This is a genomic window from Iodidimonas muriae (genome assembly GCF_014647255.1).
GTDB classification, from domain to species: Bacteria; Pseudomonadota; Alphaproteobacteria; order Sphingomonadales; family Rhodothalassiaceae; genus Iodidimonas; species Iodidimonas muriae.
On sequence record NZ_BMOV01000003.1, the window covers coordinates 239,027 to 255,401 of the forward strand.

Annotated in this window: 14 protein-coding genes; all 14 read right to left on the reverse strand. The window is 59.0% G+C overall.

Annotated features, from left to right (window positions below; translation table 11 throughout):
- Positions 1 to 59: 59 nt before the first annotated feature.
- From ftsA to IEX96_RS06125, 14 genes are read right to left on the reverse strand one after another with little or no spacing between them, the layout of a single operon-like run.
- Positions 60 to 1,313 carry a cell division protein FtsA gene (gene ftsA / locus IEX96_RS06060; protein ID WP_188873623.1) on the reverse strand — a complete coding sequence of 418 codons (1,254 nt, stop codon included), beginning with the start codon at positions 1,311 to 1,313 and terminating at the stop codon, positions 60 to 62.
- A gap of 43 nt (positions 1,314 to 1,356) precedes the next feature.
- Entirely contained in the window at positions 1,357 to 2,205 is an 849-nt protein-coding gene (locus tag IEX96_RS06065; RefSeq protein ID WP_188873624.1) for a cell division protein FtsQ/DivIB, read from the reverse strand.
- Positions 2,202 to 3,131: a UDP-N-acetylmuramate dehydrogenase gene (gene murB / locus IEX96_RS06070; protein WP_150004930.1), complete on the reverse strand. Its 930-nt coding sequence runs from the start codon at positions 3,129 to 3,131 to the stop codon at positions 2,202 to 2,204. The genes IEX96_RS06065 and murB overlap by 4 nt, the downstream gene beginning before the upstream one ends.
- Entirely contained in the window at positions 3,128 to 4,552 is a 1,425-nt protein-coding gene (gene murC, locus IEX96_RS06075; protein ID WP_150004929.1) for a UDP-N-acetylmuramate--L-alanine ligase, read from the reverse strand. The genes murB and murC overlap by 4 nt, the downstream gene beginning before the upstream one ends.
- Positions 4,549 to 5,739, reverse strand: a complete 1,191-nt coding sequence (murG, locus tag IEX96_RS06080; protein ID WP_229773566.1) for an undecaprenyldiphospho-muramoylpentapeptide beta-N-acetylglucosaminyltransferase — start codon at positions 5,737 to 5,739, stop codon at positions 4,549 to 4,551. Before murG ends, murC begins: the two co-directional genes overlap by 4 nt.
- On the reverse strand, positions 5,736 to 6,893 hold the full coding sequence (gene ftsW / locus IEX96_RS06085; RefSeq protein WP_150004928.1) for a putative lipid II flippase FtsW: 1,158 nt from the start codon (positions 6,891 to 6,893) through the stop codon (positions 5,736 to 5,738). Before ftsW ends, murG begins: the two co-directional genes overlap by 4 nt.
- Positions 6,890 to 8,257 (reverse strand): UDP-N-acetylmuramoyl-L-alanine--D-glutamate ligase, encoded by a 1,368-nt coding sequence (gene murD, locus IEX96_RS06090; protein WP_150004927.1) that lies wholly within the window; start codon positions 8,255 to 8,257, stop codon positions 6,890 to 6,892. Before murD ends, ftsW begins: the two co-directional genes overlap by 4 nt.
- Before the next feature lie 4 nt (positions 8,258 to 8,261).
- Positions 8,262 to 9,338, reverse strand: a complete 1,077-nt coding sequence (gene mraY / locus IEX96_RS06095; RefSeq protein ID WP_150004926.1) for a phospho-N-acetylmuramoyl-pentapeptide-transferase — start codon at positions 9,336 to 9,338, stop codon at positions 8,262 to 8,264.
- A gap of 12 nt (positions 9,339 to 9,350) precedes the next feature.
- Positions 9,351 to 10,799, reverse strand: coding sequence for a UDP-N-acetylmuramoyl-tripeptide--D-alanyl-D-alanine ligase (locus IEX96_RS06100; protein ID WP_188873625.1), 1,449 nt, complete (start codon positions 10,797 to 10,799; stop codon positions 9,351 to 9,353).
- On the reverse strand, positions 10,796 to 12,256 hold the full coding sequence (locus IEX96_RS06105; protein ID WP_229773578.1) for a UDP-N-acetylmuramoyl-L-alanyl-D-glutamate--2,6-diaminopimelate ligase: 1,461 nt from the start codon (positions 12,254 to 12,256) through the stop codon (positions 10,796 to 10,798). Before IEX96_RS06105 ends, IEX96_RS06100 begins: the two co-directional genes overlap by 4 nt.
- The gene (locus tag IEX96_RS06110; RefSeq protein ID WP_150004923.1) at positions 12,256 to 13,941 is read right to left on the reverse strand and encodes a peptidoglycan D,D-transpeptidase FtsI family protein; all 1,686 of its coding nucleotides are present in this window, start codon (positions 13,939 to 13,941) and stop codon (positions 12,256 to 12,258) included. Before IEX96_RS06110 ends, IEX96_RS06105 begins: the two co-directional genes overlap by 1 nt.
- Positions 13,938 to 14,501 (reverse strand): cell division protein FtsL, encoded by a 564-nt coding sequence (gene ftsL / locus IEX96_RS06115; protein ID WP_150004922.1) that lies wholly within the window; start codon positions 14,499 to 14,501, stop codon positions 13,938 to 13,940. Before ftsL ends, IEX96_RS06110 begins: the two co-directional genes overlap by 4 nt.
- Positions 14,498 to 15,481, reverse strand: coding sequence for a 16S rRNA (cytosine(1402)-N(4))-methyltransferase RsmH (gene rsmH, locus IEX96_RS06120; RefSeq protein ID WP_150004921.1), 984 nt, complete (start codon positions 15,479 to 15,481; stop codon positions 14,498 to 14,500). Before rsmH ends, ftsL begins: the two co-directional genes overlap by 4 nt.
- Complete coding sequence (locus IEX96_RS06125; protein ID WP_188873626.1) at positions 15,478 to 15,960, reverse strand: division/cell wall cluster transcriptional repressor MraZ; 483 nt, start codon at positions 15,958 to 15,960, stop codon at positions 15,478 to 15,480. The genes rsmH and IEX96_RS06125 overlap by 4 nt, the downstream gene beginning before the upstream one ends.
- Between the last annotated feature and the right edge of the window lie 415 nt (positions 15,961 to 16,375).

Consider the following 16,375-nt stretch of genomic DNA (forward strand, 5'->3'; position numbering starts at 1 on the left):
TTTATCCCCCAATCGGGAGGCATATGCGCCGGGCTTGCCCTTCCGGTCGCGTCTCGTTTCTAGAAATTCTCTTTGAACCAGCGCCCCATTCGCGCCAATCGTCCTTTGGGTTGTTCCTTTGCCTCTGTTTGGCGTTCGTCCGACAGTTCCAAAGGGGCCATCTGGTCGTATAATAAAAGCCCCGTACAGGTGGCGAAGGCCGGTCCGGCCGTGGCATCGGCCAAGCCAACCACCCGACATGGCCGCCCAATCCGCACCTGCTTTCCCAAAATGGTTTGTGCCAGTTCGCGGATGCCCGGCATTTGCGCGCCTCCGCCTGTCAGCACCACCCGACGCGCGCCAATGCCATCAAAGCCGCCCGCTTCCAGATAATCGCGCACCAATTCCAGAGTTTCCTCGATCCGTGGCTGGATCACCCCTGTCAGCACCGAACGCGGCAATTGGCTGGTGATATCTTCGGCCGGGCCGGTTTCCCCCAATTGCGGCACGTCGATCATTTCCCGATCATCGGTCGGTGATTGCATCGCCGCGCCATAATAGGTTTTCAAGCGCTCGGCATGGTCCACCGGCGTCAACAAACCCCGCGCAATGTCTTGCGTGATATGGCCCGCCCCCACCGGGATCACATCCACATGCACCAAGGCACCGCCTACGAAAATGGCGATCTGTGTCGAACCGGCTCCCATATCCACAACAGCCGCGCCCAATTCCCGCTCGTCATCCACAAGCGTTGCAAGGGCAGAAGCGTAAGGGCTTGCCACAAAGCGAGCCACGGTAAGATGGGCGCGCTGAATGGCGCTTTCCAAATTCCGCACCGGTCCGGCAGCCGCCGTGATCACATGCATGGACACCGCCAAACGATCGCCAAACATGCCCACCGGTTCTTTCACCCCATAAGAGCCATCAATGGCAAAACAGGCCGGAAAAGCGTGGATCACCACCCGATCACCGGGATCGATACTGGCACGGGCTTCATGCAGCACGCGGGTGATATCCGCCTCTTCCACCCGATGGCCATCAATGGAGACATCCACCTCGATGACCTGCGATTCCAGTTGTCCGGCGCTCAGGCTCACCAAAACGCTTTCCACGGTTTCGCCCGCAAGGGTTTCCGCTTGCTGCACGGCAGCACGGATAGCCCGCTCGGCCTCGGCAATATCCACCACCGCACCGGCCTTCACGCCCCGGCACACCCGATGTCCCAAGCCAAGCACATCAAGCTCGCCCGAAGCCCCTCTATGCGCAATGAAACACCCCACTTTGGAGCTGCCCACATCCAGTGCCGCGATCAATCCCTGTCGCTGAGAGGTCATGGCCGAGCCCCCCCCGCCAAAGCTGTTATGAAACCGGCCCGGATCATAGGATATCCCCATTGGACAAGCCCAATGCCCGACCTTCCGGGGTCAGGCGCACAACCAACCGGTCCGCAAGGCGCAAATCCACCAAAGCAATATCGCGGGTCATCAGCCGATGCTGCTTTTCAAGGGCCGCAAAAAACGCCCAGGCCCTGGCGCAATTCCACACCTGCTCCCCTTCCGCGCGTGCGTCCTCCCCAAGGCCACTCTCCGGGCCATTTTCAGGGCCATCCTCAGGTAAGCGCACAAGGATATTATTGGCCATTTTCACATCCCAGCGCCGCGCCCCCACCCGCACCAAGGCATCCACCTGGCTTGCCAGATCCGGCGTTGTATCAAGCACATGGAGCATCGCCTGCGCCGCTTCGGGAGCACCTGCGCCCACGATCAACGGCAGATGCCGCCAGCGGGCCAGATCTTCATGGGTGAGAATTTCGCCCGTATCGTCCACAAGGCTTAAAACCCGATCCTTTTGCCACAAGGCAAAAGGCGTGCGTTCGGTAAGCCGGATCAGGATACGGTCGGGCAATTGGCGCTCTACCTCAGCGGATTTTACCCAGCTTATGGCTTCCACGCGGGCCTTGATGGCATCCAGCGCCACCGCATCCATGGCCCGCCCCCGCTGATCGCCAATGGCTTCATTCAGCGCCGCATCGGATGTAAAGACGGCCCCTTCCACATCCACACTATGAACCGTCAGGCCCAGTTTCTCGCGTGCTTCGCTGCTGAACAACACCCATTGGCTGCGCAGGACCGGCCCATAAAGCCCGAAAGCCCCCAGCCCCACGACCAAAAGCACCAAGGCCGCCACAGCCTTGATCATGCCGGTACGTGAAAAAGGTCCGATCATCTGGCCCCTCCTGCACGCTTGCCGATGCGGCGGATTTCCCAATCCAGCGTTACGCCGCATTGATCCGCCACGCATTGCCGCACCATTTCACCCAAATCTTCCAGATCGCCAGAGCTGGCCGTTCCGGTGTTGATCAGGAAATTTGTATGTTTTTCCGATATTTGTGCGCCGCCCAATGTCATGCCCCGACAGCCTGCCCGGTCAATCAGTTCCCACGCCTTCATCCCCGGCGGGTTTTTAAAGGTGGAACCGCCCGTACGGCTGCGCAAAGGCTGCGCATCTTCCCGTGCCTTGCTGATCTCGGCCATGCGCGCTTCGATCCGTTCGCGGTCACCCGGCACACCGCGCAAGCGGGCGCTGACAACCACATCCCGATCGCTTAACCCGCTATGGCGATAGCTGAAATCCAGATCGGCACAGGCCACGTTACGGATATGCCCGAAGCGATCCATAATGCAGGCATCCACCAGTATATCGGCCATTTCAACGCCATAAGCCCCGGCGTTCATCCGCACGGCCCCACCGATCGAGCCGGGCACACCCCGCAAAAATTCCAAGCCCGACAAACCATAATCGCGGGCCGCATGGGCCACCGCAAAATCAGAGGCACCCGCGCCCACCATCAGACAATCGCCATCGCGGGCAATCTGTCCCATGGCCTTGCCCAAGCGAATCACAAGCCCGTCCACCCCGCCATCGCGGATCAAGATATTGGAGCCCACCCCAAGAACGGTCAGCGGCACATCCGCAGGAAGAGTGCCCAGCAAGGCACAGAGATCGTCTTGATCTGCCGGTTCAAAAAACAGCTCTGCCGGACCGCCTGTGCGGAACCAGCTATAACGTGCCAAAGGCACATTCGCTTCCAGACGCCCCTTCAAGGGAGGCAGATCCTCGGTCCAATGGGAGGAGGCATGTGCGGCCATCATGTGCTCCCCCTGTCTTTCAGCAAGGGCGCAAGGCTTTGGGGCAGATTATGCGCCCAACGGGTAATGGACCCGGCCCCAAGACACACCACCAGATCGCCCGGTTCGGCGACTGAAGCCACCGCCTGCGCCAATGCGGCTTCATCGTCGATCAAAGTGACACTGCGATGTCCGTGGGCTTTCAAACCACGGGCCAGATCATCGGCCATGGCCCCTTCAATGGGTGTTTCTCCGGCTTCATAAACCGGCGTCACGATCACATGGTCGGCCTGATTGAAGCAGGTGCAGAAATCCTCAAACAGATTTTTAAGGCGGCTATAGCGGTGCGGCTGCACCACGGCGATCACCCGGCCATCATAAGCCTCGCGGGCGGCTCCCAAAACAGCGGCAATTTCCACCGGATGATGGCCATAATCATCAACAATGGTCACGCCGCCCACCTCGGCCACCAGGCTGAAGCGCCGCTTCACACCGCGAAATCCCAACAAGGCGGCACCGAGATGTTTGTCATCGAGGCCCATTTCCAGACCCACGCACAAAGCAGCAAGGGCGTTTTGCACATTGTGCCGCCCCGGCATCGGCAGGCGCAGCCCTTCAATGCGGCGTGCCTCACCACTATGACGGTCCATCACCTCCACAGCGAAATCCGCACCACCCTTGGAGAATTCCAGATCCACGGCGCGAATATCGGCCTGCTTTGAAAAGCCATAGGTGACAATGCGGCGGTCAACAATACCGGCCATCAAGGATTGCACTTCCGGATGGTCGATGCACAAAATCGCCGCGCCATAAAAAGGGATATTCTCGATAAATTGGCGAAAGGCAGCCCGTTCCGTATCGAAATCCCCGTAAAAATCCAAATGCTCGGGATCAATATTGGTGACCACAGCCAGCGTTGCCGGAAGCTTCACAAATGTGCCGTCGGATTCGTCGGCCTCTACCACCATCCATTTGCCTTCGCCCAAGCGTGCATTGGTGCCATAGGCATTGATGATGCCGCCATTGATCACCGTGGGATCGAAATTGCCCGCATCCAGAACCGCAGCACAAAGCGACGTTGTGGTGGTTTTGCCATGGGTGCCCGCCACCGAAACACACCATTTAAGGCGCATCAACTCGGCGAGCATTTCAGCGCGGCGCACCACCGGGATCTGACGATCACGCGCCTCCAGCAATTCGGCATTATCGGGCCGGATCGCCGAAGAAATCACCAGCACCTCGGCCCCGCCCAGATTGTCCGCATGGTGGCCGATGGACACCACAATCCCCAAGCCGCGCAACCGTTCCACATTGGGGGTTACGGCAATATCGCTGCCCTGCACCTGATAGCCCAGATTGTGCATCACTTCGGCAATGCCCGACATGCCGATGCCGCCAATGCCGACAAAATGGATCACGCCAATGTCGAAGGGGATGGATTTCATGACATGGCCTCATCTTGGTCGGAAACTTCAAAAGGGGACGCGCTTTTGCCCGATGCCGATTGATCGGGCCGAGCACCGCGCATGCTGGCGATTTCTTCCACCAAATCGGCCAGCGTTTCTGCCGCTTGCGGACGGCCAAGCTGATGGGCGCGCCGGGCCGCCACCCGCAGGCGTTCCGGCTCCAGCGCCAGTCTTTGCAAGCGTTTGGCAAGGGTTTGCGGGGTAAAATCCGTTTCGGGCATCAGCCATCCGCCGCCCTGATCGGCCAAATGCCGGGCATTTTTGGTCTGGTGGTCATCGGTGGCGATGGGCAGCGGCACCAAAATCGAAGGCCGCCCGCCGCACATCAATTCCGCAAGGGTGGTGGCACCGGCCCGTGCAATGGCCAAATGGGTCCACATCAGACGTTCGGGCATATCGGCAATGAAGCTGGCCAGTTCCGCCGCGATTCCCGCATCTTTATAACGGGCGCGGACCTTTTCCAGATCTTCTTCACGGCATTGTTGTGTGACCTGAAGGCGGCTCTTCAAATGCGGGGGCAATAGCGCCAAGGCATCGGGCACCACATCGGACAGCACCCGCGCCCCAAGGCTTCCGCCCACCACCAAAAGCCGCAGCATATGATCTTCATCCAGCGCCGGATAAGGCTTGGCGGCCAAGGCTGCCACCTCGTTGCGCACGGGATTGCCGGTAAGCACCGTGCGAGCCCGCATGCCCCGCGACAGCTTTTCCGTATCGGGATAAGACAGGCCAATGGCTTCGGCCATCGGGGCCATCAAACGATTGACCCGCCCCAGCACCGCATTTTGTTCATGAAGGCAAATGGGGATTTTCAAGCTCCGCGCCGCCAGCAAGGTCGGCAGGGCCGGATATCCGCCAAAGCCGATCACCGCATTGGGGCGCTCTTCACGCAAAAGTCGCCGCGCCACCCTGATATTACGGACAATCCGCGCCAAGGCCCGCACCCGCACCCACAAGCCGCCGGTCATGCGGCCACTATCAAGGATATGCACCGGTTGGTCGGCCAATGGCCCCGGCACGGCCGCGCCGCGCTTGTCTGTAACCAGATGGGTGATATGTCCGCGGTCTTGCAATTCCAAAGACAGCGCATAGGCAGGCATCATATGTCCACCGGTGCCGCCAGCGGCAATCATCACCTTTATGGGCTGCTTTGCGGTCACCATCATGCCCAATGCCCCCGCACTGTGCTGGTATGAAGTCTCGGCCCGGTTTCAAAGCGGTTTTTACGGGTCAGCGCCAGCACCATTCCCATGCTCAAGCCCAAAGCCAGCATGGAAGACCCGCCATAGGAAATGAACGGCAAGGTCATGCCTTTGGAGGGCAAAAGCGCCAAATTCACACCGATATTGATCATGGCTTGCAGGCCAAACAGCGACAGCAACCCGCCAGCGGCCAAAACGATGAAGGGATCTTCTTCCTCCGTCAAACGCACAAGCCCGCGCATCACAATGACGGCAAACACCCCCACAATAATCAGGCACACAAGCGCCCCGAATTCTTCTCCGGCAACGGCGAAGATATAATCCGTATGGGCATCGGGCAGCACTTTCTTCACTGCCCCTTCGCCCGGCCCGCGCCCGAACAATCCACCGGCACGAAAGGCATTCAGCGCCGTATCCACCTGATATGTATCGCCGCTGGAAGGATCGAGAAAACGATCAAAGCGTTCGGTCACATGGGGGACGAACAAATAACACAGAAATACCGTGACAATGCCCAGAACCAACAGGCCACCGATCCATAAAAGCGGCAGGCCCGCCAAAATCATCTGTATGGACCATACGCTGCCCAACAAAATGGTCTGGCCGATATCGGGCTGCAAAATCAGCAATCCGGCACATAAAACAAACAAACCACTGGCGATCTGGCGGCCGGGGAAGCTCTTGTCATCCATGGCACCGGCAAACAGCCATGCCGAAACCACGGCAAAAGCAGGCTTTAAAAACTCTGCCGGCTGAAGCGTGAACCCTGCCACATTCACCCAACGGGTGGCGCCATTATAATCCGGCCCGAACAACAAGGTAACAACCATCAGCACAAGGCAAAGGGCAAACAACGCAATGGCCCCGCGCCGCACCATTTTCACCGAAGCCAGAGAGACGGTGATCATCAGCACCAGTCCCAAAGCCAGAAACACCAATTGACGCTTGGCAAAATGAAATACCGGCAGGCCCAGCCGCTCGGCAACCGGCGTACTGGCTCCGAAGGTCAGCACCAGTCCGGCCCCCAGAAGAAAAATCACCGCCACCAGCAACCAACGGTCCACGGTCCACCACCAACGGGCGACAAGGCTTTCATCGGCACGTGAGAGAAGGCTCATGCGCGTTCTCCCGACAAGAAAGGCGCAAGGGCTGTGCGAAATGCCTCGCCCCGCGCTTCAAAATCACTGAACTGGTCGAAGCTGGCGCAGGCGGGCGAAAACAGCACGGTTTCGCCGGGTTTTGCATCGGCCATGGCCTTTTGGCTGGCCACATCCACCGTCCCGCACTGGGTGACAGGCACATGACCGTCCAAAGCATTCGCAAAATCCGCGGCCGCTTCCCCAATCAGATACGCATGGCGTATATGCGGGAAAAACTGTGCCAAAGGGCTTAAATCGGTGGATTTTGCGCGCCCGCCCGCAATCCACAAAATTTTGTCATAGGCCGCCAAAGCGGTGGCAGTGGCCTCCATATTGGTGGCTTTGGAATCGTTCACCACCAAAATATCCCCCTTTTGCCCCAACACTTCGCAGCGATGGGCAAGGCCGGGGAAATCCGCAAAGGCGGCCATGATGGCATTGGGTGAAAAGCCAAGCCGCCGTCCCACCACATAGGCGGCCGCGGCATTTTGCCAATTATGGCGGCCGCGCAAGGTGGCAAGGCCTTGAAGGCTTCCCACAGCCTTTGCCGTCCCGTCCTTGCGCTCCACCAACTGGCCATCAGGGGTCACGCCCACCCCGTCCACTCGTTCGTCGCGGACAGAAATCGGTACAAGGCTTTGCGGCAGGGTTTTGGCCATCTGCCGGCCTGCGGCATCATCCACACCGATCACTGCCAAATGCGCTTTAGATTGCATCTCGAACAAACGGCGCTTGGCCGCCACATAGCCCGCCATATCCCCATGTCGGTCCAGATGATCGGGGCTCATATTGAGCAACACCGCCACATCCGCATCCAGATTATGGGTCAGGTCGCATTGGAAGGATGACAGTTCAAACACATACACCCCGCCTTTGGGCAAAGGGTCCAGATCCAGTACCGGAATACCGATATTCCCGCCCAGGGCCGCAGGCCGCCCACAGGCTTTCACCATATGATGGATCAAGGCCACGGTGGTGGATTTGCCATTGGTGCCCGTGACCGCCACCAGCTTATGCGTTGGCAAGTCCTGACGCGCGCTATCGAACAGATCCATATCGCCAATCAGGGGAACCCCTGCCGCCCGCGCCTTTTGCACAAGAGCATGGGGCTGCGGATGGTGAAGCGGCACACCAGGGGCCAACATCAAGGCATCCAGACCGGAAAAATCCGCGCCATAAAGGTCGATGGCGGGGCACGGCACCGCTTTTCTGCGCGCCACATCATCATCCCATGCCCACACATGGGCACCGGCAGCCAAAAGCGCCCGCACAGCAGCCAGCCCGGTGCGTGCAAGGCCGAACACCCCGATCCGCTTTCCCTGATATGCGTGCGGCACGATCATCAGCTTATCTCAGCTTCAAAGTGGCAAGCCCGATAAGGGCAAGGATAAGTGCAATGATCCAGAACCGGATCACGATGGTGGGTTCCGACCAGCCTTTATGCTCAAAATGATGATGCAAGGGCGCCATGCGAAACACCCGCCGCCCCGTCAGCTTGAAGCTGGCCACCTGAACGATCACCGACACGGTTTCCAGCACAAACAGCCCGCCAATGATCAACAGCACCAGTTCATGTTTTGTGACCACCGCCACAGACCCCAAAGCCCCGCCCAGAGACAGGCTGCCCGTATCGCCCATGAACACCATGGCGGGCGGCGCGTTGAACCACAAAAAGCCAAGGCCCGCACCGATGATCGCGCCGCAAAACACCGCCAGTTCGCCCGATCCACGGATATAGCTGATCTGCAAATAATCGGCATAGATGGCATTGCCCACCAGATAGGAAATCAACCCGAAGGCCGAAGCGGCGATAATCACCGGCATGATGGCCAATCCGTCCAGCCCGTCGGTCAGGTTCACCGCATTGCCGGCGCCCACAATCACCAACACGCCGAAAATGGGATAAAACCACGCCAAATTGACCATGGTATCCTTCACAAAGGGCAGCATCAGGCTGGGCGAACCGATATGCGCCACCCACAAGGCAATGGCGACAGCCACACAGCTTTCCGCCAGAAATTTCCAACGCCCCGGCACGCCTTTGGGATTGGCCTTGGTGACCTTGAGATAATCATCCAGAAATCCGATGGCCCCGAAGCTGGCGGTCACCGCCAAGCAAGCCCACACATAAGGATTCGACAAATCGGCCCACAAGATCGTGCTGGCCACCAGCCCGATCAGGATCATCAGCCCCCCCATGGTGGGCGTGCCTGCTTTTGACAAAATATGCGATTGCGGCCCGTCTATGCGGATGGGTTGGCCTTTTTTCTGCTTCACCTTCAACCAGCGGATCAATCCCGGCCCGATCACAAGGCTGATCAGCATGGCCGTCAACAAGGCCGCGCCGGTGCGAAAGGTGAGATAACGCACCAGATTGAGCACGGCAAAATCATCAGCCAGCGGGATCAGAAAATTATAAAGCACCCATTTCTCCCTTCACATCGCCGCCGCAGCAAGCGGTTGTTGGCGGTGCGGTACAAACGGACTTTGACCCAATGCGAAAAACCCCGAAACAACCCGATCAAGCCGTGCCGCATGGGAACCTTTCACCAACAAAACATCACCGGGCCGAACGATCCGCTTGGCCTGCGCCAACGCCTGTTCGGGGCCATCCACCTCTGTAACCGGGATATTTGCGTGCCGGGCCATGGCCGCCATTTCGGGGCCAAGCGCAATGATCTGCGCCAAGCCTGCTGCCTGCGCCGCTTTGGCCAAGGCCTGATGACACGAGGCACTATCGGCCCCCAATTCCGCCATATCGGCAAAAATGCCAAGACGCCGCCCCTTTGCCCCCGGCGCCGCCAAAGCCAATGCGGCAAGGCTGGCCTCAAAAGACAGCGGATTGGCATTATAGGCATCGTCGATCAAGGTGAAGGGGCCATCGCGCAAAGCAATCTGGCGATGCACACCGCGCCCTTTTGCCGGCCGAAAATCTGCCAAGGCCAGCGCCGCCAAGCCCAGATCGCCGCCCAGTTCCCTTACTGCGGCCAAAACCAGCAAGGCATTGGCCACCCAATGGCGTCCTCCGGCCCCGATCTTGCCCGTCACCAATGTTTTCCCAAGCCGCGCGGTAAAGCAGCTTAGCTGCGCCTGTTCATGATAGCGCACCAGCCCCACATCGGCGGATGCCTCTTCCATCGATACCGTCACCAGCCGCGCTTTGGCCGCTTTCGCATGGGTCACAAGCCGCGATGCCTGATCGTGATCCATCCCCAGCACCGCCACACCGCCGGGGGTCAACCCCGCGAAAATCTCGGCTTTTGCATCGGCGATCTGCATAAGGCTGTCGAACGCCTGTGCATGCGCCTTGCCAACACCGGTAACAATCGCCAGATCCGGGGCCATCAAGCGCGACAAAGGCGCAATTTCGCCCGCCGCACTCATCCCCAATTCAAATACCGCAAAGGCCGTTTCACGCGGCATCCGCGCCAAAGACAAAGGCGCGCCCAGATGATTGTTGAAGCTGCGGATGCTGGCATGGACAAGGCGTTCGCGGCCCAAGGCAAGGCGCAGCATATCCTTGACGCTGGTTTTGCCTGCACTGCCGGTCACCACCGCCACCTTGCCCGTCATCCGCGCCCGCGCGGCTGCAGCCAGCTTATAAAGCGCCGCCATGCCATCATCCACCGTCACCAGACGGGGATCATCATCGGCAACACCGGACACCGCTTTTGAAACAATGGCCCCAACGGCCCCTGCCGCAAAAGCCTGCGCCACATAATCATGGCCATCATGATTTGGGCCATCCAGCGCGATAAACAGATCACCGGGCACCAGATCGCGGCTGTCAATGGCAATGCCGTCCGCATACCAGCGGCTTGTGCCCATAGCGCCCAGAACCGCCCGGATTTCCTGCGCTGTCCATAAAGGTTCGCGGATCGTCACGCCCCTCTCCCTGCCAAAAGTGCGGTGACCACCGCGATATCGGAAAAAGGCAAAATCCGGTCGCCGATTATCTGCCCTTGTTCATGGCCCTTGCCCGCAATCACAAGGCAATCGCCTGCATTCAGGTTCTGGATCGCAAAGGCAATGGCTTGGGCCCGATCACCGATTTCCTGCGCATCAGGGCAGGCCGCCAGAATATCCCGACGAATGGCAGCGGCATCTTCGGAGCGCGGATTGTCGTCGCTCACCACCACAAGATCCGCCAAATCCTGCGCCAAGCCCCCCATTTCCGGGCGCTTGCCGCGATCACGGTCGCCGCCGCAGCCAAACACCACCGCAAGCCGGTTGGCAGTATGGGGGCGCAACGCCTCCAGCACGGTTTTCAGGCCATCAGGGGTATGGGCATAATCCACAAACACCGGCGCACCGTTTTGGGTATCGCCAATTTTTTCCAAGCGCCCCGGCACCGGCTTTAACGTTTCCAGCGCTTTGAACACCGCCTTCGGATCACCACCACAGCCGATCGCCAGCCCTGCCGCCACCAAAGCGTTTTCAGCCTGAAATCTGCCGAATAGCGGCAATATAATATGGTGGGTCACGGCGTCATATACGATCTTGAGCTGCTGCCCGCTGCCTTCTGCCTTGATGCCATCAAGCCGGATCGACGCATAAGGCGCCCGCCCCACCGTAATCAGGCGCAAGCCGCGACCTGCGGCGATATCGGCCATCCGCACGCCAGCCTCGCTATCAATAAAAACAACCGCCGCGCCATCATCGACCGCCAGATCATTGAACAAGCGGGCTTTGGCATGGAAATAGGCTTCCAATGTATGGTGATAATCCAGATGATCGCGGCTGAGATTGGTAAAGGCCACGGCCTTGGGACGCACCCCGTCCAGCCGATATTGCGCCAGTCCGTGGCTCGATGCCTCGCACACGCCGTGGGTGACACCGGCTTTTTGCAAGCTGGCCAAAGCTTCATGCAGCGCCACAGGATCGGGGCTGGTGAGGCCGCCGGGGCGAGTCATCACCGTGCTTTCGACCCCAAGCGTGCCGATGCTGGCCGCAAACAATCCCGATTGTTCCCAAATCTGACGCGTGAAGCTGGCCACAGACGTTTTGCCATTGGTGCCGGTCACACAGGCCATCACCTCGGGAGACGGTCCATAAAACCGCGATGCCATATGGGCAAAGGCCTGGCGCGGCACCGCCGCTTCGATCCGCGCCACATCGCCGGGCAGCTCTAGCCCCTTGGGGCCAAGAACCGCCACCGCCCCCCGTGCCAAAGCATCGGGGACAAAATCTTGGCCATCCACCTGACTACCGGGAAGGGCTGCAAACAGATATCCTTTTTGCACCCGACGGCTATCGGAGGTGAGGCCGGTGATCGCCATATCGCCATCACCATCAAAGCCCAAAAGATCGGATAAAGGGCGCATGTGCATGGAATCGGCCATCACGGATGCCTCCGCGAATCTTCGATCGCATAGGCTGCCTGCTGGAAAAGACCATCATCTTCCTTTTGCGGCTCCACCCCCAAAATTGGCGCAATACGCAGGATAATCTTGGCCACGGTGGGGGCTGCGGTCCAACCGCCGCCCGCAAAATTCCATGTGGCTTTTGTGCCTTTTGGCTCGTCCACCAAAACGAAGACCAAATAGCGCGGATCATCCATGGGAAAGACGCCGGCAAAAGACGACAACAGCGCTTTGCGGGCATAGCCACCGGCTGCCGGTTTTTCTGCGGTGCCGGTTTTGCCACCCACCTGATAGCCGGGCACATCCGCCGATTTGGCCGTACCATCCCGCACCACAAGCCGCATAAGCCGCCGCATGATATCGCTGGTATTTTCTGAAATAACCCGTTTTCCCGAAGACATCTGATCTTCATTTTTGCGGATCAAAGTGGCCGGAAAAAGGTCGCCACCGTTCACCATTGCGGCAAGGCCGGTGGCCAATTGCACCGGACTAACGGCGATGCCATGGCCATAGGAAATGGTCATGGTGGCGATATCGCGCCACCGTTCCGGCACCAAAGGATGCCCCACTTCGGAAATCTCCAGCGCCGCCGGACGCAACATACCGATACGCGAAAGAAACGCCTGCTGGTCTTGCGCCCCCACATCCAACGCCATTTTCGCGGCGCCAATATTGGACGAATGCACAAACACTTCCGGCAGGCTTAACATACGGGCCTGAGGATGATCGTCCCGAATGGTAAAGCGGCTCACCCGGATCGGTTCCGACGCATCATAGCGCGAAGACAAATCCGCCACGCCCGTTTCCAGCGCCATGGCAATGGTGAACGCCTTGAAGGTGGACCCCAATTCATAAACGCCCTGGCTGGCGCGATTGAACAGCGCATCTTTTGGCGCACCGCCCCCATGATTGGGATCGTAATCAGGAAGCGAGGCCAGTGCCAGAAGTTCGCCTGTGCGCACATCCATCACCAGCCCCGCCCCGGCCTTGGCGGAAAAACGCTCGATAGCCTGCGCGATCTGATCGGCAAGAGCGTGCTGCACCCGCACGTCCACCGAAAGCCTGAGCGGTTCGTCCACCATGGTTACATCCGACAAGCGGCTGTCGAAAAAATGCTCTACCCCCGCAAGGCCACGCCCGTCGGGATCGGTAAAGCCCAGAACATGCGCCGCCAACCGCCCTTGCGGATAGACGCGCTCTTCTTCTTCCTGAAACGCAAGCCCCGGCAATCCAAGCGCATTCACAGCCCACATCTGGCGGGGCGACAGCTTGCGCTTGATCCACACAAAGCGACGGCTGGAGCGCAATTTCTCCAGCAATTCCGCTTGGGCCAGATCCGGCAATATACGGACCAGCTTGGCCGCCGCATCTTCCGGATCAAGAATGCGCTTGGGATCGGCATAAAGCGAAGCAGTGCGCAAATTAGTGGCCAGAACCACGCCATTGCGGTCCACAATATCGGCGCGCGATGCGGCCCGCACAGTGGCCGAAGCCGACAAGGAATGGGTTTCCGCCACCGCCCGGAACAAGCCCAGATCAAGCGTGCGCACCCCCATCAGCAAAAACGCCCCGCCGAACAAAACGGCGATCACAACCAGACGCTGGCGGGCGCGCTCCATTGCTGTGGCCCGCGCGCCGTCCACTCTGACGCGCGTCAAGGTCATCTCTCGTCCCCGATACGCTCAAGCGCTTTTTGCATCCGCGCTCCGAAATCCAGCTGTTTGGGCCGTGATGTTTGGCGGGGCGGTGCGTTGTCTTTAGCGCGGTCTGTCCGGGTCAATCGGGGCTGTTGGGCGCGGGGTGCGGCGCTATAGTCCCGTGCATCAGACACGGCAATCACCGGCTGATCGTGTTCTTCGATCCGCACCGGAGCCGTCGGTTTCTTACGAGGCGACGGCACGCGAAACACATCATCAGGCATGGCGGATGCCAAACGCCGCCCTTCCAGACGATATGGCAAAACCGCAAGCGACGATACAAGCTGCTCAGGGCTTGCCGGACGCAATTTCAAATACCGGAAGGCCTGATCCTGAATCACCTGCGGGCTGGACAAATACGCCCATTCCGCTTCCAAAACGCGCACCGCTTCTGCATCATCCACGATCTGGCGCTCAAGGGCGGACACAGCATCACGCCGCGCTTCCACCTGATGTTTCAGCTGATAAAGACCGGCAGCGGACCCAATGGCCAAAAGAGCAATAAGGGCGATCAAAAGTTGCCTCATGCCGCAGCCCTCCATGCCGGGGCTTCGGTCCGCACCGCAACGCGCAAACGCGCAGACCGGGCCCGTGGATTCGTCGACACTTCTGTATCCGACGGCTTGATGGCCCCTTTTTTCGGAAGATAAAAACTGGGCTGCGGCCCCACATCCGGCAAATCAGGCAGATGCCGCGATCCGGAAGGCAACCGCCCGGCACGCTCGGCCAAAAAAGACTTCACGATGCGGTCTTCCAAGGAATGAAAAGCCACAATGGCAAGGCGACCTTCAGGGGCAAGCACCCGTTCGGCGGCGTCCAGCGCCCGCTCCAGTTCGCCCAATTCATCATTCACGGCAATCCGCAAGGCTTGAAATGTCCGGGTTGCCGGATGGATTTTTTTCTTGGCGCGTGGCCCCATGCCCACGGCCCCCACAATGATTGCCGCCAATTCCGAGGTGCGCAAAATGGGTTTTTCCGCCCGCGCCGTAACAATGGCCTTGGCGATACGCCGCGAGCGCACCTCTTCCCCCAATTGATAAATCAGGTCGGCAAGGTCTGTTTCGCTGCGGGTATTGACCATATCCGCGGCTGTTTCCCCGGTGCGCGCCATGCGCATATCCAGCGGCCCATCGGATTGGAAAGAAAAGCCACGCGCCGCCGTTTCAATCTGAAAGGACGACACGCCCACATCCAAAGTGACCCCATCGACAGAGTGCACATCATGGTGCGCCAGCAGCGCCTCCATGTCAGAAAAGCACCCTTCCATCAAAACCAGACGTCCATTGCTTTCCCGCACCAGATCGGCCCCGCGGGCAATGGCTTCGGGGTCGCGGTCGATGGCAAACACCCGCACATCATCCGCCGACTCTAAAAGAGCCCGGCTATAGCCACCGGCACCAAATGTTCCGTCAACGAAACAATCGCCGGATTTTGGGCGCAGCGCTGCGATCACTTCGGAAAGCATAACAGGAACATGGCGTGTGCTACGGGCGGGAGCATCGGTCATTGGCCACCCCCTGCCACAGCAACGGCACGCGGGCGCAAAGCCCCCAAACGCTGTGCCGCCGCCCGGGCCTTGGCCCGCTGTTCGTCGCGATAGGCTTCCCACGCAGCCGGTTCCCAGATCAGGATCTTTTCACCAACACCGACAAACACCGCCATGCTGGTGATGCCGGCAAATTGCATCAGGGACTGGGGCAATAAAATCCGCCCGCCACCATCGAAGGGCAAATCAAAGGCGGCCCCTAAAATCGTTGTGGCCAGCGCTTCTTTTTCATCTTCAAAGGCACCGAAATCCTCGGCCAGCCTTTGGGACAGCTCGTCCATAAACTCGCGGGAGCTGGCCTCCAGACAGGGCAGCTTGAAGGATTCATAAACAACGATGCCGGGAAATTCGCTTTTTTCCAGCAGGGCACGATAGCGCGCGGGAACGGATACCCGCCCCTTCGCATCGACTTTATTGCTGTAATTGGCTGTGAAGCGCATGCCCCCTGCCATCCCTGCCTGCATCGAGCCACAAAGGCCCATGACGCGTTATAATCATTATCCCACAATTTTTGGGTTCTTATGGGATACCATGCCATAAATTGGACTGCAATGGGATGAAGGCTGTTTTCCCGTGTTTCTAGGAGCTTGAAGGGGGCTTTTTCCACCGCTTCCTTAAAACTTTAGAAATAACCGAACATAATAACAATGAAGGCTGTACTTTCAGAATCGTCCGGAACAGCTTTTAAACACGACATAAATTCATAATAGTTCTATATTTGTTCTTGACTGTCACTCATAAACCCCCGCCACCCGAAGCATGTCCGGTGGGGAAATATCCCATAGCACAGCCATTCCGAGTCGTTTTTCACAAGAACAGGGTGGTGCAGGGGGCGGGATGTGGTACAAAATTACC